At 37.9% G+C, this 20,247-nt stretch carries 20 protein-coding genes; 4 read left to right on the top strand and 16 right to left on the bottom strand.

The window, feature by feature from the left end; all coding sequences use genetic code 11:
* Positions 1–114 precede the first annotated feature (114 nt).
* Positions 115–2,049, top strand: coding sequence for a methyl-accepting chemotaxis protein (locus KSO91_RS10940; protein ID WP_238743037.1), 1,935 nt, complete (start codon positions 115–117; stop codon positions 2,047–2,049).
* A 155-nt stretch (positions 2,050–2,204) separates the two neighbouring features.
* Here KSO91_RS10940 and KSO91_RS10945 read toward each other — a convergent pair whose 3' ends face one another.
* The 3 genes from KSO91_RS10945 to glyQ form a co-directional block, all read right to left on the bottom strand.
* Positions 2,205–3,452, bottom strand: a complete 1,248-nt coding sequence (locus KSO91_RS10945) for a valine--pyruvate transaminase (protein WP_238743038.1) — start codon at positions 3,450–3,452, stop codon at positions 2,205–2,207.
* A 201-nt stretch (positions 3,453–3,653) separates the two neighbouring features.
* Positions 3,654–5,720 carry a glycine--tRNA ligase subunit beta gene (glyS, locus tag KSO91_RS10950; protein ID WP_238743039.1) on the bottom strand — a complete coding sequence of 689 codons (2,067 nt, stop codon included), beginning with the start codon at positions 5,718–5,720 and terminating at the stop codon, positions 3,654–3,656.
* 25 nt (positions 5,721–5,745) lie between these two features.
* Positions 5,746–6,642 carry a glycine--tRNA ligase subunit alpha gene (gene glyQ, locus KSO91_RS10955; protein ID WP_238743040.1) on the bottom strand — a complete coding sequence of 299 codons (897 nt, stop codon included), beginning with the start codon at positions 6,640–6,642 and terminating at the stop codon, positions 5,746–5,748.
* A gap of 440 nt (positions 6,643–7,082) precedes the next feature.
* On the opposite strand from glyQ, the gene KSO91_RS10960 reads away from it, so the two are divergent.
* From KSO91_RS10960 to KSO91_RS10970, 3 genes are all read left to right on the top strand, one after another.
* On the top strand, positions 7,083–7,256 hold the full coding sequence (locus KSO91_RS10960) for a hypothetical protein (RefSeq protein ID WP_238743041.1): 174 nt from the start codon (positions 7,083–7,085) through the stop codon (positions 7,254–7,256).
* Positions 7,257–7,265: 9 nt separating this feature from the next.
* Positions 7,266–7,514 (top strand): class I SAM-dependent methyltransferase, encoded by a 249-nt coding sequence (locus KSO91_RS10965; protein WP_238743042.1) that lies wholly within the window; start codon positions 7,266–7,268, stop codon positions 7,512–7,514.
* A gap of 291 nt (positions 7,515–7,805) precedes the next feature.
* On the top strand, positions 7,806–8,507 hold the full coding sequence (locus KSO91_RS10970; protein WP_238743043.1) for a DUF2161 domain-containing phosphodiesterase: 702 nt from the start codon (positions 7,806–7,808) through the stop codon (positions 8,505–8,507).
* 157 nt (positions 8,508–8,664) lie between these two features.
* Here KSO91_RS10970 and KSO91_RS10975 read toward each other — a convergent pair whose 3' ends face one another.
* The 13 genes from KSO91_RS10975 to mnmG all read right to left on the bottom strand — a co-directional run bounded on the left by KSO91_RS10975 (position 8,665) and on the right by mnmG (position 20,100).
* On the bottom strand, positions 8,665–9,084 hold the full coding sequence (locus tag KSO91_RS10975; RefSeq protein ID WP_238743044.1) for a F0F1 ATP synthase subunit epsilon: 420 nt from the start codon (positions 9,082–9,084) through the stop codon (positions 8,665–8,667).
* 15 nt (positions 9,085–9,099) lie between these two features.
* Entirely contained in the window at positions 9,100–10,497 is a 1,398-nt protein-coding gene (gene atpD / locus KSO91_RS10980) for a F0F1 ATP synthase subunit beta (RefSeq protein ID WP_238743045.1), read from the bottom strand.
* Positions 10,498–10,526: 29 nt separating this feature from the next.
* A complete protein-coding gene (atpG, locus tag KSO91_RS10985; protein WP_238743046.1) occupies positions 10,527–11,393 on the bottom strand; it encodes a F0F1 ATP synthase subunit gamma in 867 nt (288 codons plus the stop codon).
* A 49-nt stretch (positions 11,394–11,442) separates the two neighbouring features.
* Positions 11,443–12,984, bottom strand: coding sequence for a F0F1 ATP synthase subunit alpha (gene atpA, locus KSO91_RS10990; protein WP_238743047.1), 1,542 nt, complete (start codon positions 12,982–12,984; stop codon positions 11,443–11,445).
* 12 nt (positions 12,985–12,996) lie between these two features.
* Positions 12,997–13,530 carry a F0F1 ATP synthase subunit delta gene (gene atpH, locus KSO91_RS10995; RefSeq protein ID WP_238743048.1) on the bottom strand — a complete coding sequence of 178 codons (534 nt, stop codon included), beginning with the start codon at positions 13,528–13,530 and terminating at the stop codon, positions 12,997–12,999.
* An 11-nt stretch (positions 13,531–13,541) separates the two neighbouring features.
* Positions 13,542–14,012, bottom strand: a complete 471-nt coding sequence (gene atpF, locus KSO91_RS11000; RefSeq protein ID WP_238743049.1) for a F0F1 ATP synthase subunit B — start codon at positions 14,010–14,012, stop codon at positions 13,542–13,544.
* A gap of 38 nt (positions 14,013–14,050) precedes the next feature.
* Positions 14,051–14,308: a F0F1 ATP synthase subunit C gene (atpE, locus tag KSO91_RS11005; protein WP_238743050.1), complete on the bottom strand. Its 258-nt coding sequence runs from the start codon at positions 14,306–14,308 to the stop codon at positions 14,051–14,053.
* 38 nt (positions 14,309–14,346) lie between these two features.
* Positions 14,347–15,165, bottom strand: coding sequence for a F0F1 ATP synthase subunit A (gene atpB, locus KSO91_RS11010; protein ID WP_238743051.1), 819 nt, complete (start codon positions 15,163–15,165; stop codon positions 14,347–14,349).
* On the bottom strand, positions 15,155–15,559 hold the full coding sequence (locus tag KSO91_RS11015; RefSeq protein ID WP_238743052.1) for an ATP synthase subunit I: 405 nt from the start codon (positions 15,557–15,559) through the stop codon (positions 15,155–15,157). Before KSO91_RS11015 ends, atpB begins: the two co-directional genes overlap by 11 nt.
* A gap of 261 nt (positions 15,560–15,820) precedes the next feature.
* On the bottom strand, positions 15,821–16,732 hold the full coding sequence (locus KSO91_RS11020) for a ParB/RepB/Spo0J family partition protein (protein ID WP_238743053.1): 912 nt from the start codon (positions 16,730–16,732) through the stop codon (positions 15,821–15,823).
* Positions 16,733–16,744: 12 nt separating this feature from the next.
* Positions 16,745–17,539 carry a ParA family protein gene (locus KSO91_RS11025; RefSeq protein WP_238743054.1) on the bottom strand — a complete coding sequence of 265 codons (795 nt, stop codon included), beginning with the start codon at positions 17,537–17,539 and terminating at the stop codon, positions 16,745–16,747.
* A 43-nt stretch (positions 17,540–17,582) separates the two neighbouring features.
* Positions 17,583–18,206 carry a 16S rRNA (guanine(527)-N(7))-methyltransferase RsmG gene (rsmG, locus tag KSO91_RS11030; protein ID WP_238743055.1) on the bottom strand — a complete coding sequence of 208 codons (624 nt, stop codon included), beginning with the start codon at positions 18,204–18,206 and terminating at the stop codon, positions 17,583–17,585.
* Position 18,207: 1 nt separating this feature from the next.
* On the bottom strand, positions 18,208–20,100 hold the full coding sequence (gene mnmG, locus KSO91_RS11035) for a tRNA uridine-5-carboxymethylaminomethyl(34) synthesis enzyme MnmG (RefSeq protein ID WP_275113971.1): 1,893 nt from the start codon (positions 20,098–20,100) through the stop codon (positions 18,208–18,210).
* Positions 20,101–20,247: the final 147 nt, after the last annotated feature.

Raw genomic sequence — 20,247 nt, forward strand, 5'->3', positions numbered from 1 at the left:
TTATAATATAAAAACAATGAGTTACCAAATAAGCATATTGTTATTATTGTCTTTCCCAGCGCCTAAATAAGTCACATCTAATGAGTAAAGTTGTTATTATTTGGGAATGTTAAAATGAAGTTAAAAACAGTAAGCCACAGTATTTCAAGTTTAATTATTCTATTTACAATCAGTTTGATTTTAATTGGCGCTTGGGGATGGAAAAAAATGGATAGTCCCTACCAGATCAGTCAAGAATTCTATAAAAACAAAGGTATTATTGACACTGAAATCCGTATCACATTAGAACGATATCTTAGTTCTGGAGATGCAAATTTATTACACAGTGCACAAACGACTTTGGCTCAACTTGCCAATAAAAAAGTAGATTGGCTTTCTGAATCAGAAAACAAAAATATCAAAGAACATATTCAGGCACTTGATAGTAGTATTTTAAGTGTACGCGCAGCTGGAAAACTATCTGCCAATCCAAGCGCCTTATTAATTAATAATGAACAAGGAAGAGGCGGGGATATCAAGAGTTTAATGACTTATGTTGGTCGTTCAAAAGTGACTGAACAGGACAAGATAAGCTATTTGCAAATTCTCTTAGAGCTTTCTCATAAACTGCAAAACATCAGCATACTGCGCCAACGTTTTTTTGAAACAAAAAATCCACAAATAAAAGCATCATTGGTCAAAGAAAATATCAGCCTGACAACATTAACTGAAAAATTAAATAAACTGCCCGATCTCGGGATTATCCAAAAAGCAGATGAAGATGACTTTGATCCAGAAGAAGTAAACTTAGGAGAGGAGAGTAGCAGTAGTTTAAACTCCCTTAATCAACGTTACTTAAAAGAACTCAATAATACTGAACTAATGCAAGAAAACGTACAAAAAAGTAGACACGACCTGATCAGTGCATTGGATAATTTAAGTCTACAGTTTGGGCTTTTTAATAAAAAAGTATCACAAATAAAAACAACAATTAGTGAACAAGTCTTATTTGCGGTGCTGACGACACTAAGTTTCATTATATTACTTCTTATTTTATCTTTTATACTTCAAAAATTAACTTTTTCTTTTTTATCGCAACTTCCCCCTTTCTTTAGTGGAATGGCTCAAGGTGATTTTGATAAACAAATAAACAGTAGAATTGATTTTCAAGAAATAAAAAGAGTAAAAAAAGCAGGTGTTGAACTACAAACATATTTGCAAAAAATGATAGATAAACTTCAGCAACAAGCAGATCTGGTTTTATCCTCTGTTCAAGAGATGCAGTTAATATCCAATAGTGCCACCTCTACTTCAGCGTTACAGAATGAGCAAACAGCACGCGTAGTACAATCAATCAGAGAGTTATCAAGCTCTTTTTCTGAAGTAGCTAATAGTGCAGCAAACGCATCATTGAGCACTCAAAATGCCAATGTTGCAATGCAAGATGCCAATCAAAAATTACAAATAGCCAGTGATAAGACACAACAGTTATCACATGGGATTTTATCTTTAAGTAGTTTTATGCAACAACTTGAGAAAGATAGTAATGCGATTGAATCTGTTTTAGATGTTATCAACAATGTTGCAGAGCAGACTAATTTGCTATCCTTAAATGCGGCAATAGAGGCCGCTAGAGCTGGTGAACACGGTAGAGGATTTTCAGTAGTGGCCGACGAAGTTAGAAAGCTTGCACAACGTACAGCCATTTCTACTCAAGAAATTAAGACTATTATTGTCAATCTAGTTAAAACGGCAAAATATGCCAATTCGGCAGTACAGTTACAAAGTAATTACGCTAATGATAATGTAAAGCACACACTTACTGTGCAACACACTCTTTCGCCAGTCGTTGTGGCGGTAGAAACCATCTTAGAGCTCAATACAAGCATTGCAGCAGCCACAGAGCAGCAATCCCTTACGGCAGAGTGTGTCGTTGAAAGCACTTTAGAAATACAACAACAAGCGCTTCAAGTTACCGGGAATATGCAACGGGTACTGGTTGCAAGTGACAAACTTACACAGGTAAGCGTATCCCTCAATACTTTAATCAATCAGTTAAAACACAATTAATAAAATCAAAAATATTAAGAAATAACATCTTTAAAACGGTTTCACGTGGAACCGTTTTTGACAAATGATTAACTATCTGAATATCAGATTTTAGTTAGAATGATTAACCAAACTCATTTCCACGTGAAGCATAAACCTAAAAGAAAATATAACTGCTAAGCATAAAGCGCATTAATTGTATCCGCTAAGATAGTAATACCTCTTTCAACAACATCATCTTCCTGTGCATAATTGAGACGAATACATTCTTGAGTATGTTGCCAGTCCTGATCCAAGCCAGGGAAAAAATAGTGGCCAGAAACAACAAGTAGCCCTTTTTTCTTTAGCACCTTATAGAGTTCGTTGGATGTGATAGGTAACTCTTTAAACCATAACCAAAGAAAAATAGCACCTTCTGCTTTATGTATTTTAAAATTGGGAGTGCTTATTTTGGCTTGTAATAAAACAATCGCTTTCTCTGCTTTATGTTGGTAAAAAGGCTTAATCACATTATCGCTAAGTGTAATGATTTCTTTTGTTTTAACCAACGGAAGAACAATTTCTGGACCGATACCACCCGGGGAAAGTGCCATAATTCCAGAAAGGTTAGACATTGCCTTGATAATCTCGGGATTGGCAATAACGATGCCGCAGCGCGCACCAGGTAAACCAAATTTTGATAGGCTTAAACATAATATAGTATTGTCATTCCAAAAAGGTGTGGCTTCGGAAAATATAATATTTGGGAAAGGAGTCCCATAAGCATTATCAATAATCAGTGGTATATTATTACTTCGAGCTAATTGATCAAGCGCTGCAATCTCCGCATCCGTTAGTACATTACCCGTCGGGTTTGTTGGCCGAGAAACACAAATTGCACCTATATTTTCATCAACTTTTAAAGCTTCAAAATCAACATTGTATTTAAACAAACCATTTTCTAATTCCGTTATTTTTGGACGCACAGCAATAAAAGCATTTTCAGAAACGCTCGCATCCGCATAACCTATATATTCAGGTGCTAATGGGAAAAGAATTTTTTTCTTTTTATCTTCACTAAAATTCCCACCCAGTAAATTAAACAAGTAGAAAAAAGCACTCTGACTACCATTGGTTAACATGATATTATCGGAGCTCAAGTTCCACTCGTAAAGATCATTAAACAACTCAACTAAGGCCTCTATAAAACTATTCTTACCTTGTGGCCCATCATAATTTGCTAAGGTATTTATTAGTTTACCTTCTGTTAATAACTGCTGCATCAACTCTGTTAAACGAGTTTGAATATCTGCAATAGTGGCCGGATTTCCACCTCCTAACATTAAAATATCATCCCCCCCTTGAACACCTTCATTTAGGTCATCCATCAATTCAGTGATACCCGAGTGCTGGGTGAATTTATTTCCAAATATTGAGTAAGGCATTTTATTTCCTCTGTTTTTTAGCGTTCGGTTTCACGTGAAACATTATAAATTTATAGACAGAGCAGTAAAAAATTTATATCTTAGTTTTTCTGTGATAACAAACTTATTAAAAATGCGACAAAAAAGCCCAGTGAAAACTGAGCTTTTTATTATTTATTGCCCATTGCCATCGAATAAAAACAGCAAGGGTTAACTAATGAATTACAAAACGGAAAGATCAGCCACTTGTAAAAACAGATTACGTAAGCGACTTAATATTACTAAACGGTTCTGTTTTACGGCATCATTATCAGCCATCACCATGACATTATCAAAAAAAGCATCGACTGGCGTCTGTAGGCTAGCAAGGGAGAACAATGCGACCTCATACTCTCCCGCAGCAAATAAAGGCGTTAGCTTGCGTTCTAGGGCCTCTAATATTTCAGCTAATGCCTTTTCTGCATCATTTTCGAATAGTGAGGGGTCTAGATCTGCATTAACTTCCCCTTGTACTTTCGCTAAGATATTACCGATACGTTTATTAGCTGCTGCAATGGGGGCTGCTTCAGGTAAAGTTTGAAACTTAGCGACTGCCTGAATGCGTTTTTCAAAATCCACAGGTTTAGTTGGACGACGTGCTAAAACCGATTGAATCAGTTCTACAGAGAAACCATTCGCCTGATAGGTTGCTCGGAAACGAGCAAACAGAAAATCAACGACATCATTAACGACATCATCGTTCGTTAATTTATCACCGTATTGCAGTTTAGCTATCTCAGCCAATTCAACAATATCGAGATCTAAGTTTTTGTCCGTAATAATACGCAACAAACCAATCGCCGCACGGCGAAGGGCAAAGGGGTCTTTATCACCTTTAGGCGCCTGACCAATGCCAAAAATACCCACTAAAGTATCGAGTTTGTCGGCCAAAGAAACAGCACAAGCAACTAAAGAGGTCGGCAATTTATCACCTGAGAAACGCGGCAGATACTGCTCATTTAGGGCGATAGCAACTTCATCATCTTCACCATCATGCTTGGCGTAATACATCCCCATAACACCTTGAACATCTGGGAACTCCATCACCATATCGGTCATTAAATCTGTTTTGGATAATAGCCCTGCACGCTGTGCATGTTTAGTATTCGCTTTAATCTGCACGGCTATATCTTCAGCAATATTGGCAATACGCTCAGATTTCTCTTTAAGTGTACCCAGCTGTTTTTGGAACAATACGCTGGATAAAGACTCTAAACGACTTGCCAAGGTTCTCTTTTTATCTGTTTCAAAGAAAAATTCAGCATCCGCTAAACGCGGACGTACGACTTTTTCATTACCGCTAATCACCTGTGAAGGATCGCGACTAACAATGTTGGAAACAAAGATAAAACGCGGTAATAAATTTCCCGCTTGATCTAATACAGGAAAATATTTTTGATTATCTTTCATGGTGTAGATAAGTGCTTCAGAGGGAACATCTAAGAACTTTTTATCAAAAGAGCCCACCAGCGTAACAGGCCATTCAACTAATGAAGTCACTTCCTCAAGAAGCGCATCATCTATTACCGCAACACCATTTTCATGTGCAGCAACCGCTTCAACTTGATCGCGAATAATAGCCTTACGACGTTCATAATCAACAATCACTTTGCCGCTATCATCCAATAAGCGCTCATAGTCATCAGCATGATTCAGCGTCAATTGTGCTTCGCCTAAGAAACGGTGGCCACGAATAATACGATCTGATGAAACACCTAATAATTTCGCAGAAATCAACTGATTACCAAACACCAAACAAACCGTATGCACCGGGCGAATAAACTGCGTACTTTCTGAACCCCAGCGCATCGGTTTAGCAATCGGTAACTTAGCAAGCGCATTGGCTGCAATCGTAGGAATTAATTCAGCAACCGTCTGTCCTTTAGCTTCAGACTTAAACAATAACCACTCGCCTTTATCCGTTACCAATCGTTCTGCTTGTTCGACACTGATACCATTCGACCGCGCCCAGCCTTGAGCCGCTTTAGTTGCTTTTCCTGCAGCATCAAAGGCGACATTGACAGCGGGGCCACGTTTTTCAACAATTTTGTCAGCTTGTGCATCTGCTAAGTTAGTAACAACTAACGCTAAACGACGTGGTGATGCTAGCCAACGAACACTATCGAATGACAATTCTACTCTATTCAATTCAGCTTCAACGTTACTTGCAAAAGATTCAGCAAGTTTACGTAATGATTTTGGTGGCAACTCTTCAGTTCCCAGTTCAATCAGTAAATTTTCTTGTGACATGAAATTTGCCTCTATATTAATCTTATTATTTGCAAAGTGGGAAACCAAGCGCTTCACGCTTTGTGTAGTAGGCTTCAGCAACCGCTTTTGATAATGCACGTACTCGTAATATATAACGTTGACGTTCAGTAACCGAAATAGCATGACGAGCATCCAGTAAGTTGAAAGCATGAGATGCCTTCATTACTTGCTCATAGGCTGGTAGAGCTAAACCCGCTTCTATCAGTTTTTGACTATCTTTTTCGCATTGATCAAACTGTGCGAATAAAGCATTAACGTCAGCATGCTCAAAGTTGTAAGCAGATTGCTCAACCTCATTTTGGTGAAAAATATCACCGTAAGTCACTTTGCCCATCGGGCCATCAGTCCAGACAAGATCATAGATGCTTTCTACGCCCTGCACATACATAGCGATACGCTCAAGACCATAAGTTATTTCACCGGTAACAGGTGAGCACTCTAAACCACCTACTTGCTGGAAGTAAGTAAATTGAGTGACTTCCATACCATTTAACCAAATTTCCCAGCCTAAACCCCATGCGCCCAATGTTGGCGATTCCCAGTTATCTTCAACAAAACGGATATCATGGATAGAGGTATCAATGCCAATCTCTTCAAGTGATTGTAGATATAGATCTTGAATGTTTTTTGGTGAGGGTTTTAAAACAACTTGGAATTGGTAGTATTGCTGTAGACGGTTAGGGTTTTCACCGTAACGGCCATCAGTAGGGCGACGACATGGCTGCACATAAGCACTGCTCATCGGCTCAGGACCAATAGAGCGTAAAAATGTTTGCGGATGGAATGTGCCAGCACCCACTTCCATATCAAGGGGTTGAACAATAGCACAACCTTGGCGAGCCCAGAAATCTTGCAGTGCAAGAATCAGCCCTTGGAATGTTTTCGTATCGAATTTTTGCATAATTTCGGCTTCGAGTTGGTTATAAAAAATTGCTATCATTATACCTAGTAGCAGACAATTATACCAATGACAATCAGCCCTAGGTAGCCGGATCAAATAATTCAGCAAGAGAATGGGTCTATGTCCTATTTTATCAGAAAAAAAATTTAACAATTCCTTATTCACATGACTAATAATGATATTTACTTATATTTTAACTTCATCACTACATTTAGCCCCACTATTAAGTATCTCTACAACAAGGGATATTCATCTCTCTCGGCTTGCGGATCGCTCATTTAGAATAAATAAACCGCATTCTTGGATCCTTGATTGAAAACGTTCAGGTTCACCCGAGGCAAACAGCAAAATAAGCAAGCTCTAGTACCTACAAATAACTAATATTAATATCTGAATTCCCTTGGATATACTCCCAATATTAATGATGACGAGACTTGTTAATGGATTCACTGCAAGATAAAGTGATAGCAAAACATTCTTTGGAACGAATATACCCAAAGCAACTTAACCTTAAAGAAAAAAAACATCAAAAGGTGCTCTATATTCATTTGCAGCATTATCATGCGAATAACTTACGTTATGAATGTGGAAATGCAATGGACTTTACTTTATGAATTAAAGACGTGGATGATATTCAAGCCATTGATACTATAATAAGTTTAGAAACCATAGAACATCTGCGGAAGCCACAAAAAATGGTAACTCACCTATTAACTCAGTTAGGTAATAAAGGCGTATTAATGGCCTCAGTCCCAACCACGCCCACTGTCGATGGAACCCTTCATCAGATTAATGACTTCACTCTATCGTCATTTTACCGCTTATTTTCAGCATCGAATGACCAAGCGGGCGAAACACTCGAACTGGTGTAACGCTAGAGGTTTAAAGGGCAATTATCCAAGAAAAAATCACTAGGGAATCGATCACAATGTGTTGCATGTAACGTCATAAAAAATAACATAAAGAAACCTAGTGCGTTGTCTTTTATAATCTATTCCATTTTAAACAAAGGCTTGAATAATCGCTATTTACCTGCTGTGTTTTTAAATAACACAGACTACAGCGCTTGTTGTCAGGTACCAGACGGCAACAGGGTAGACTCTTTAACCTAAAACAAAAAGCGATTAATATATTCAATCAAAATATAATCATTGGGATCTTTTGTGGATAAAAAAATTAAGGAAAGTGATCTTTACTTGCCGATAAAATATTTTCTGAGTAATTTAGGTTATGAGGTAAAAGGAGAGATTAAAGATTGCGATATTGTTGCTAAAAAAGACGATTCACTAATCATTATAGAGCTAAAATTAAATCTCAATATCACGCTATTATTACAAGCAGTTGAACGCTTTACTTTAGCTGACATTGTATATATCGCTATTCCCAAGCAATGTTCTCTTTTCAAAAAACAGCCTAAACAGGTTAAAAAACTGATCGCGCGATTGGGTTTAGGTCTAATTATAGTGGATATACAAAAAGCACAACAATATGTTGAAGTGATTAACGATCCTAAAGATTATCAGCCGCGTAAAGACAAACGCAAGCAGCAGGCTTTATTGAAAGAGTTTGCCAACCGAGTAGGCGATACGCACAAAGGAGGATCGACTCGCAGAGAGGCGGGCTTAACCGCATATCGGCAGCGCTGTATCCGGATTGCACAATACCTTTGCCAACAAACAAGCGCAAAAGGGGCGGAAGTTAAAAAGGCAATTGATGAACCGCAGGCCACCAGCATGTTAAATCAAAACTATTACGATTGGTTTAATAAGGTGCAGCGGGGCATTTATGAAATATCAGAGCAAGGGAAAAATGAATTACCAACTTGGTTGGAGAAAATGAATAAAGTATGTAATGTACCAGTATAAAATAAAGCTTAGTAACCTCAGCTCGGGATATGCAAGTCGATACAGCTGAGCTATTTCCATAGTTGAGGTTATGTCATTTAAAAACATGCTTTTAATGGGCTTTTTAAATATTAAAAAGGCGACCTTTAGGTCACCTTTTTAACAGAAAGTTAAAATATCACTTACGCGTTAATTTAATAACTCGTAGTTGTGCAATCGCTTGTGCCAACTGGGCAGTCACAAGTGCATAATCAATATCCTGACTCGGGTTAGACATTTTATCTTCGGCAGCTCTTTTTGCCTCTTTTGCTTTGGCCAAATCAAGATCAACACCTCGAATAGCAGTATCCGCAAGCACCGTCACACCACCAGGTTGTACTTCGATAAAACCACCGGAGATGTAAATGACTTCTTCATCCCCATGCTGCTTTATCCAACGAACCATGCCCGGTTTAATGGCGGTTAATAGAGGTGTATGACCAGGCATAATACCTAATTCACCTTCTTGACCAGATACCTGTAGATGTGAAACACGACCAGAAAAAAGGCATGTTTCAGCACTTACAACATCTAAATGTGTAGTCATAGCTTTAGTCATAGTAACCTCCGGTTATTATAAGCCTTTCGCTTTTTCTACCGCTTCTTCAACAGAGCCGACATATAAGAAAGCTTGCTCAGGAACATCATCATAGTCACCATTTAAGAGACCATTAAAGCCTGCTAATGTGTCTTTCAGAGATACATAAACACCTTTCATACCGGTAAACACTTCTGCAACCTGGAAAGGTTGAGTTAAGAAACGCTCAATCTTACGTGCTCGAGATACAATCAGCTTATCTTCTTCAGAAAGCTCATCCATGCCGAGAATTGCAATGATATCTTTAAGCTCTTTATAACGCTGCAAGATAGTCTGCACGCCACGGGCAATATCATAATGTTCTTGACCAACAACTAAAGGATCAAGTAGGCGCGAAGTAGAATCAAGGGGATCGATTGCAGGGTAAAGGCCGAGCGATGCGATATTACGAGATAACACAATTGTTGCATCTAAGTGAGCAAAAGTCGTCGCGGGTGATGGATCTGTTAAATCATCGGCAGGGACATATACTGCTTGGATTGACGTAATAGAGCCTGTCTTAGTTGAAGTAATACGCTCTTGAAGCATACCCATTTCTTCTGCAAGTGTTGGTTGGTAACCAACGGCAGAAGGCATACGACCAAGTAGCGCTGATACTTCTGTTCCAGCGAGAGTGTAACGGTAGATGTTATCAATAAACAATAATACATCTTTACCTTCATCACGGAAACGTTCAGCCATCGTCAGACCCGTCAGTGCTACACGCAGACGGTTTCCTGGTGGCTCATTCATTTGGCCGTAAACCATTGCTACTTTCGATAATTCAGGTTTTTCGAGATTAACAACACCCGCTTCCTGCATTTCAAAATAGAAATCGTTACCTTCACGTGTTCGCTCGCCAACACCAGCAAAAACAGACAAACCAGAATGTTTTACTGCAATATTATTGATAAGCTCCATCATATTAACAGTTTTACCAACACCAGCACCGCCGAATAAGCCTATTTTACCACCTTTAGCAAAAGGGCAAATTAAGTCGATAACTTTAATACCAACTTCTAGCGTTGTGACAGAGGTCGATTGCTCTTCATAAGAAGGCGCGGTGCGATGAATTTCGTAATGCTCAGTTGCACCGATCTCCCCACACTCATCAATCGGCTCACCCAATACATTCATGATACGGCCTAATGTAGCCAGACCAACCGGTACTGTAATTGCTTTGCCTGTATCTGTTACTTCTAAACCACGACTTAAACCATCAGAAGCACCCATGGCGATACAACGAACAACGCCGCCACCAATTTGTTGCTGCACTTCCATTGTTAGATTTTTTTTAGTCACGATCAATGCACTGTATATATTCGGTACAGTTTCTTGTGGGAATTCAACATCCACAACAGCACCGATAATCTGAACGATTTTACCTGTACTCATCTCTGATCCTCTAAAATTTATTAATTTTATTATACCGCAGCAGCACCGCTACAAATCTCAGTAAGTTCCTGAGTAATTCCAGCTTGACGTGCTTTATTGGCAACAAGTTGTAACTCATCAATCAAGTCATTAGCATTGTCGGTAGCAGCTTTCATTGCCACCATACGAGAAACCTGCTCACAGGCTAAATTCTCAACAACACCTTGATACACTTGAGATTCCACATAACGAATTAATAATTTATCCAAAATAGCTTTTGGGTCACCTTCGTAAATGTAATCCCAGCAATCGGAAGCAACTTCTTTATCTCCTTTTGCTTTAGGCAGTGGTAATAATTGACTGATTGTTGGCTCTTGAACCATGGTATTAATGAATTTATTGTTCACGATGCACAAACGATCGATTTTACCTTCACTATATGCATCTAACATAATTTTCACCGAACCAATTAAATCATTGATAGTTGGTGAATCACCCAAACCAGAGGTTTGTGCAATTACGTTAGCACCTAATGCATTGAAGAATGTAGTCGCTTTAGAACCTATTACAGCTAAATCAACGCCAACACCCTCTATAGAGTGTTTTTTCATTGCCGCTATAACAGGTTTAAATAAGTTAATATTTAAACCGCCACATAAACCACGATCACTTGAAATAACAATATAACCAACACGACTTATCTCTCTTTCATCAAGATAAGCATGGTGATATTCCAATTTACCAAGTGCGATATGACCAATCACTTTGTGCATTGTGTTTGCGTAACCAAGACTGCTAGACATACGCTGTTGCGCACGACGCATTTTTGATGCAGCAACCATTTCCATGGCACCCGTAATTTTTTGAGTGTTTTTAACACTCGCGATCTTATTTCGAATTTCTTTATCGCCGGCCATTCTCTAGCTCCTAATTAATGATTAATTAACTACCTGAGTAGCTAACTAATTACCAGGTTTGCGTCGCTTTGAAAGTTTCCAATATCGAATTGAATTGACCTTCAATTTCTTTGCTGTAATCACCTGTTTCATTAATTTGAGCACAGAACTCCGCATGCTCAGTTTTAGCATAAGAGATTAGAGATGATTCAAAGCTTAACACTTTATCAACATCAACATCGTTTAGATAACCTTTCTCTGCTGAAAACAGTGATAACGCCTGTTCAATAACTGACATTGGAGCATATTGTTTTTGCTTCATTAATTCAGTCACTTTTTTACCATGATCAAGCTGTTTACGCGTTGCATCATCAAGATCTGAAGCAAACTGTGCAAACGCCGCTAATTCATGGTATTGAGCAAGTGCAGTACGGATCCCGCCAGCAAGTTTTTTAATCACTTTACATTGCGCAGCACCACCCACTCGCGATACAGATATGCCAGGATCAACTGCTGGACGAACACCGTTATTAAACAGCTCAGTCGTTAAGAAGATCTGACCATCAGTAATAGATATTACATTAGTAGGTACAAATGCAGATACATCGCCCGCTTGCGTTTCTATGATAGGTAATGCGGTTAACGAACCAGTTTTACCTTTCACTGCACCTTTAGTGAACTTTTCAACATAATGTGCACTAACACGAGATGCTCGCTCAAGAAGACGTGAATGAAGATAGAAAACATCACCAGGATAAGCTTCGCGACCTGGTGGACGTTTCAATAACAGTGAAATTTGACGATAAGCTACCGCTTGCTTAGAAAGATCATCATAAACTATCAATGCGTCTTCACCGCGATCACGGAAATACTCACCCATAGAACAACCAGCATAAGGAGCAAGATACTGTAGTGCAGCCGTTTCAGAAGCAGAGGCAACAACAACTATCGTGTTTTCTAGTGCGCCATGCTCTTCAAGTTTACGTACTACATTGGCAATAGTTGACGCCTTTTGACCAATAGCAACATAGATTGAGTATAAACCAGTTGATTTTTGGTTAATAATTGCATCTATCGCAATAGCCGATTTACCAACTTGGCGATCACCGATAATTAATTCTCGTTGACCACGGCCGATTGGCACCATAGAGTCGATTGATTTCCAACCAGTTTGCACGGGTTGATCAACGGATTTACGATCAATAACACCCGGTGCAATGACTTCAATGGGAGAAAATCCGTCATTTTCAATCGGGCCCTTACCATCAATAGGTTCACCTAGTGTATTTACAACACGACCTAACAGACCTTTACCTACGGGAACTTCAAGAATACGACCAGTTGACTTAACTTTTTGTCCTTCTTTAATATCTCGGTAAGGTCCCATAACAACAGCACCTACCGAGTCACGCTCGAGGTTAAGTGCCATAGCAAAACTACCATTTGGTAATTCAATCATCTCACCTTGCATACATTCAGCAAGGCCATTGATACGAATAATACCATCGCTGACAGAAACGATTGTACCTTCGTTACGCGCTTCACTTACCGCTTCAAATTTTCCAATTCTCTGCTTGATAAGGTCGCTTATTTCAGTGGAATTCAGTTGCATGCCAATTTCCCATTAAGATTGTAAAGCATTGGATAATCGAGCTAGTTGACCTTTAGCCGTGCTATCGATCACTAAGTCACCCGCAGTAATTACCATTCCGGCAATCAGGGTTTTATCAATACTACAATTTAGATTTACTTTTCGTGCGAGACGCTTTTCTAACGATTGACTCAACTCATCTTTTTGCTTTTTAGAGAGAGCATAAGCAGAAACAATAATTACATCGATCTGTTTTTTATACTCATCTTCTAAGTCAGCGAAGAGTTGCGCTACGCGAGGTAAAACACTCAAACGTCCATTTTCAGCCATTGTTTTAATAAAGTTCTGACCATTCTCGTCGAGTTGGTTTTCACAAACATTAATAAAAATTTTGGCTAGCTCTTGTGCAGTTTTATCACTTGTTAATATTTTTACCATCGTTGGATTTTTAACTACTTCAGCGGTAAAAAGTAACATTTCAGACCAAGCTTCAATATTGTTATTATCAACGGCAAATTCAAAAGCAGCTCTTGCATAAGGACGAGCTACCGTAGTCAATTCAGACATGAGTTCGCTCCTTATAGTTCAGCAACCAATTTATCAATAATGTCGCTGTTCGCTTGTTTATCAATAGAACGCTTAATTATTTTCTCAGCACCGGCAATTGCAAGCACAGCTACTTGTTGACATAGTTCTTCACGAGCACGACGGCGTTCAGCTTCAACTTCAGCAACACCTTGAGCTATGACTTTATCACGCTCAAGTTCACCTTCAGTTTTTGCTTTTTCAACAATTTGCGCACGACGCTTATTCGCTTGATCAATAATCTCAGCAGCTTGTACTTTTGCTTCTTTTAACTTTTCAGCTACTTTAGCTTTAGCTAATTCAAGGTCTTTTCCTGCTCGTTCAGCTTGCGTTAAACCATTATTTATTTTCTTTTGACGATCTTCTATCGCAGAAATTAATGGTGGCCATACAAACTTCATGCAGAACCAAACAAACATAGCAAAAGCGATTGCTTGGCCTAATAGGGTTGCGTTTATATTCATAACGGCTCCTTAATAATTGAGTTAATTAGGATCTGTTATTAAGCAGGTAGTTGACTTAGAAATGGATTTGCAAATACGAAAAATAGTGCTACACCAACTGCAATCATCGATATAGCATCAAGTAGACCAGCAACAATGAACATTTTAGTTTGTAGAACAGGACCAAGTTCAGGCTGACGTGCTGATGCTTCTAAAAATTTACCACCTAAGATAGCAAAACCAACCGCTGTACCAAATGCAGCAAGACCAATCATAAGTGCAACAGCGATAGCCGTAGAACTGATAATAATTTCCATTTTTTTCTCCGAAATATTTAAAGTTATTTGATTAAAATTTAATGATCTTCATGAGCCATACTGAGATAAACAATCGTCAGCATCATAAAAATAAAAGCTTGTAGCACAATTACCAAAATATGGAATATCGCCCATGGCACAGAAAGTGCCGCTTGAGTCCACCAAGGCAGTAATGCAATTAGAATAAAGATTAACTCGCCAGCATACAGATTACCAAACAAACGAAGTGATAAAGATATCGGCTTCGCAATCAAAGAAATTGTTTCCAATACAAAATTAACTGGAATAAATGCCCAATGATTAAAAGGTTGCAGGGTTAGTTCTTTAACAAATCCCTTAAATCCTTTTACCTTGATAGAGTAAAAAACAATCAACACAAATACACTTAATGACAATCCAAAAGTAACATTCATATCGGTTGTTGGTACAACTTTAAGGTAAGGAATACCAAAGTGTTTAGCGGCTTCAGGGATAAAATCAACAGGTATTAGATCCATAGTATTCATCAATAAAATCCAGACAAATATTGTAAGAGCTAAAGGTGCAATAACAGGGTTACGACCGTGAAACGAATCTTTTACCGCGCCATTAACAAACTCCAATAACATTTCTGTCGCACATTGAAGTTTACCAGGAACACCGGATGTTGCTTTTTGTCCTATTCTGTAAAAACAAAATAAGAACAGAACCCCTAAACCAACTGAAAACAGGAGAGAATCAATGTGCCAAGTCCAAAATCCAGCATCAGTACATGCATGGTTAAATGCAAAACTGCCATCAACAGTACACATTTGTGCATTTGTTAAATGATGTTGGATATACCCGGAAGAAGTTAATACTTCATCTTTAGCGGTCATTTTTCATCCCGTTATTATAGTCAAAAAAGAAAGGCGCTAACCACTGAGATATAACCAAGAGTAAAAAAGAAATATAAAATGCGCTTAACGATAACACTCCATATTTCAAAAACACACTCAGTAGAATGACAGTGAAAAATATTTTGATAGCCTCTCCAACGAAAAACCCCCTAACTATTAATTTTGATTTACTAGCACCAGCATGAGTAAAAGCCATTAAAACAAAAATTAAATTAGGAAGTACAAAAGTTATCCCACCAGCAAAACCTGAATACCCCGATTTAACTGAGAAGAACACTGTCAAAATCAGTGCAATAAAAAGCACAAGTAACAATTGAAAACCTAACAAATATAGCCCAGGTTTCAGACTTTTTTTGGCAAGTTTATCAACCATTATGATTTCCTTTTTACTGTTTAAAATATGAAAGAAATTTTTATTCATCATTTCAATAACACAGATTAAAACATTTTCAAATTATACCCACAAAGCAGTGCAATTCATACAACGCGTCTTGATATAATAAGTTATTCATATATTACATATTTAACATTATATTAAAAATTAAACTAACGCGCGTAGTAACTGTAAATAAATTACAATACATGTAATTAAAAAACAACTAAACTTTCAACAGCTAATATTTAGCGTTAACATTTATTGATTCACATCAATTTTCATCATAAAAACCTCTAACTCGGCTAGAGAACTGTAGTTTATCACCAGCTTACCTGAACCTTTCTTACCAGTTCTAGCGGTTACAGATAATCCAAATTTATCCTGAAGAGTATTAATTATTTGCTTTGTTTTATCACAAGGAGGAGGGGTTTCTTTAATCGATTGAGGATTTAATTTTTTTTTAACTAACCGCTCAGTTTCACGAACTGTTAATGATTTTGCAACAACAACTTTAGCTATTTCTGATTGCACTCCTTCATTACAGCTTAGCAAGGCGCGAGCATGCCCCATATCAATATCGCCATGCTCGAGCAATAGTTTCACATCTTCATTTAAATTATTTAAACGTAATAGATTGCTAACAGTAGTGCGCGATTTACCGACCGCTTTTGCGACCTCACCATGGGTTAAATCGAACTCTTCTAAAAGACGTTTAAATGCAATGGCTTCTTCCATTGCGTTAAGATTTTCACGTTGGATATTTTCAATTAATGCAATGGCGATAGCAGCATCATCTTCAACATTTTTAATTAAACAGGGAACACTTTTTAAACCTACTATTTTAGCCGCACGCCAACGTCTTTCACCTGCTATTATTTCATACTTTTGATACCCGGTTTCCCTAACCACTATAGGTTGAATAATACCTTGTACATGAATTGAATTAGCTAATTCGTCAAGTGCTTCTGCAGACATATCACGACGAGGTTGATATTTACCGCCTTGTAAACACTCAATATCAATATCCCTTAACGCGCCTTTAACACCATCAACTAACTGTTGCGTTTTTTCAGCGTTAAAGTCATGAGAAACCTGCTTTGTACGATTCACTGTACTACTGCTTAATAAAGAATCCAGCCCTTTACCTAAACCTCGTTTTTTCCCTAACATGCTCATTCCTATTTAAACAGTTTCTATGCTAACTTGCGCACGTTTCTCTTCTCGGCGAAGCATTTCTCCAGCTAATGCTAAATACGCTTTAGCGCCAGCAGAGGCTTTATCGTAATATATAACAGGGCTACCAAAACTAGGGGCTTCTGCAAGACGAATATTACGTGGAATAATAGTCCGGTATACTTTTTCACCAAAATGTTTTTTAAGTTGATCCGATACATCGGTAGACAGGCGATTGCGTGGATCATACATCGTACGTAGGATCCCTTCTATTTTAAGATCTGAATTCACCACAGAAGCTAACTTACTAATGGTATCGACCAAAGCTGTTAATCCTTCCAATGCATAATACTCACACTGCATAGGGACTAAAACAGAATCAGCAGCAGCCATTGCATTGACCGTTAACATATTTAATGAAGGAGGGCAGTCGATAAAGATATAATCATATTTATCTTTGTAATCTTTTAAAGCGTTCCGTAATCTTGTTTCCCGAGAGAAAAAAGTCATTAATTTAACTTCAGCAGCAGTCACATCACTGTTAGCCGCGACAAGATCATAACCGCCAGATGTTTCCGTTTCGACAACTTTATCTAGTGATAATTCTTCAATCAGTAGATCATAAGCAGTATGAGCAACTTCATATTTATCAATACCGCTGCCCATTGTCGCATTACCTTGTGGATCTAAATCAATCACCAATACCTTGCGCTTTGTTGCAGCCATAGAAGCAGCTAAATTGACACAGGTAGTTGTTTTCCCTACGCCGCCTTTTTGGTTTGCGATTGCAATTATTTTACCCACAAAAACCTACTTATAAATTAAATTGAATTATTAATACAACAGATCAAACACGTTTAACTTTAACTAAGCAACGCTCACCATCAAGGTTTGGGACATCTAAGGATATAGACTCGATAAATTCAAAATTATTATCTAACGCTGCAACTTCTAGCGCAGGAAACTGGCCTTTAAGTGCCAAAAAATGTCCTTGTTCATTAGGTAAATGTTTACACCAAAACAACATATCCCCAAGTGAGGCAAATGCGCGACTCAGTACCACATCAAATTTATGTTCGGGATTATATTCTTCGACGCGACTCTGAACGGCAGTTACATTTTTTAATCCCAGTTCTAAAAGAGCCTGTCGTATAAATCGTAAACGCTTACCTAAGCTATCTAACAAAACAAACTGCTTATCAGGATTTAATATTGCTAAAGGTAAACCAGGTAAACCAGGACCTGTTCCAACATCAATAAAACGATTCCCCTGCAGATGTGGTGACACAACTATACTATCCATTATATGCTTAACCAACATCTGTTTAGGATCTCTTACAGCTGTTAGATTGTATGCTTTATTCCATTTAAATAGTAATTCAACTAATTGAACTAACTGATTTTTTTGAATATCGGTTACTTCAAGTTCCGTTTTATCGAGCAATATTTGTAACTCTTCTAGCAAACTCATTTTATAAAACCTTACGTATTAAACCGTTTTTCTTTAAATGAACCAATAAAATAGATATAGCAGCTGGCGTTATACCTGAAATTCGAGAAGCTTGCCCAATATTCTCAGGTTTAATATCATTTAATTTTGCAGTCACTTCATTGGATAAACCTTTAATAGATGAATAATCAGTATTATTTGCTAATAAGGTCGTTTCATGACGTTTTAATTTTTCAATTTCATCTAATTGGCGATCAATGTAACCTTGATATTTTATTTTTATTTCAACTTGCTCTGCCGCCTGTACATTTTCTATTGCAGGGCCTAATCCATCAACAGACATTAGCCCAGCATAAGTTACTTCTGGGCGTCGAATCATCGCTTCAAGTGTACTTTCTCTTTGCATCGGATTTTTTAGCAATGCGTTAATTTGCGGTGCATTCTCGGACATAGGATTAACCCATATACTTTGTAAGCGTTGCAGTTCAACTGCGATAGATTCCTGCTTTTCACTGAATGCTTTCCAACGAACGTCGTCGACAAGACCAAGTTCGCGACCTTTTTCTGTTAAACGCGCATCGGCATTATCTTCTCGTAATAATAAACGGTATTCAGCTCGGCTAGTAAACATACGGTAGGGTTCTTTTGTGCCAAGCGTTGAAAGATCGTCAACTAAAACACCAATATAAGCCTGATCACGCCTAGGGCACCAGCCTTCTTTATCTTGTACCATTAAGCCAGCATTCATACCTGCTAATAAACCTTGAGCACCTGCTTCTTCATAACCAGTTGTACCGTTAATTTGTCCAGCAAAAAATAAACCGTTTATATATTTACTTTCTAATGTTGATTTAAGATCGCGCGGATCAAAATAATCATATTCTATTGCGTAGCCTGGGCGAGTAACAAATGCATTTTCAAAACCTTTCATAGAACGGATAAAATCAACTTGAACATCAAAAGGTAAACTGGTTGATATACCGTTAGGGTAAACCTCGTGCGTAGTTAAACCTTCCGGTTCCACAAATATCTGATGTGAGTTTTTATCAGCAAAACGCATTATTTTATCTTCAATAGAAGGGCAATAGCGGGGACCAATACCATCAATAACACCAGTATACATTGGGCTTCTGTCTAGGTTTTTCCTAATAATGTCATGAGTTTTTTCATTTGTATGCGTTATAAAACAAGGGATCTGTCTAGGATGTTCACTGCGATCGCCTAAAAATGAAAAGACAGGTGTTGGATTATCGCCATGCTGCATTTCTAAAACTGAAAAATCAATGCTACGAGCATCAATACGCGCGGGCGTGCCTGTTTTTAATCGGTCCATCCGTAAAGGAAGATCTTTTAAACGACTAGCTAGACCTATTGAAGCAGGATCGCCCGCTCTACCGCCACTGTAATTTTTCAATCCAATATGAATTAAACCATTTAAAAAAGTGCCTACCGTTAGAACAACGGTTGTAGATGAAAATTTAACACCCATTTTTGTTACTACACCAGTAACGCGATCATTTTTAACAATAAGATCTTCAACTTCTTGCTGAAATATTTTTAAATTATCCTGGTTTTCAAGTTTTTCTCTGATTGCAGCTTTATACAAAATGCGATCTGCTTGGGCTCGTATAGCCCTAACAGCAGGGCCTTTACTTGAATTAAGTGTTCTAAACTGAATACCTGACTTATCAATAGCATTAGCCATTAAACCACCTAATGCATCGACCTCTTTAACTAACTGGCTTTTACCAATTCCACCAATAGCAGGGTTACATGACATTTGACCTAATGTTTCAATATTATGGGTCAGTAATAACGTGTTCATTCCCATACGAGCAGCGGCAGCGGCAGCTTCTGTACCAGCATGACCTCCGCCGATGACAATGACATCAAAATGTTCGTGGTAATTCATCAATATTCCAAAACTAGAAGTTAAAAAGACAGGGGGGGATTTTACTCTTTTCACGATTAAAGGAAAGTCTGAACACAATATAAGATCAAAACATTAATATTAGTAGTATATATAGATCTTTAAAGATCTTTTATTACTATACTTATTAAG

Origin of the sequence: Psychromonas antarctica (assembly GCF_022267535.1) — a bacterium.
Taxonomy (GTDB): Bacteria; Pseudomonadota; Gammaproteobacteria; order Enterobacterales; family Psychromonadaceae; genus Psychromonas; species Psychromonas antarctica.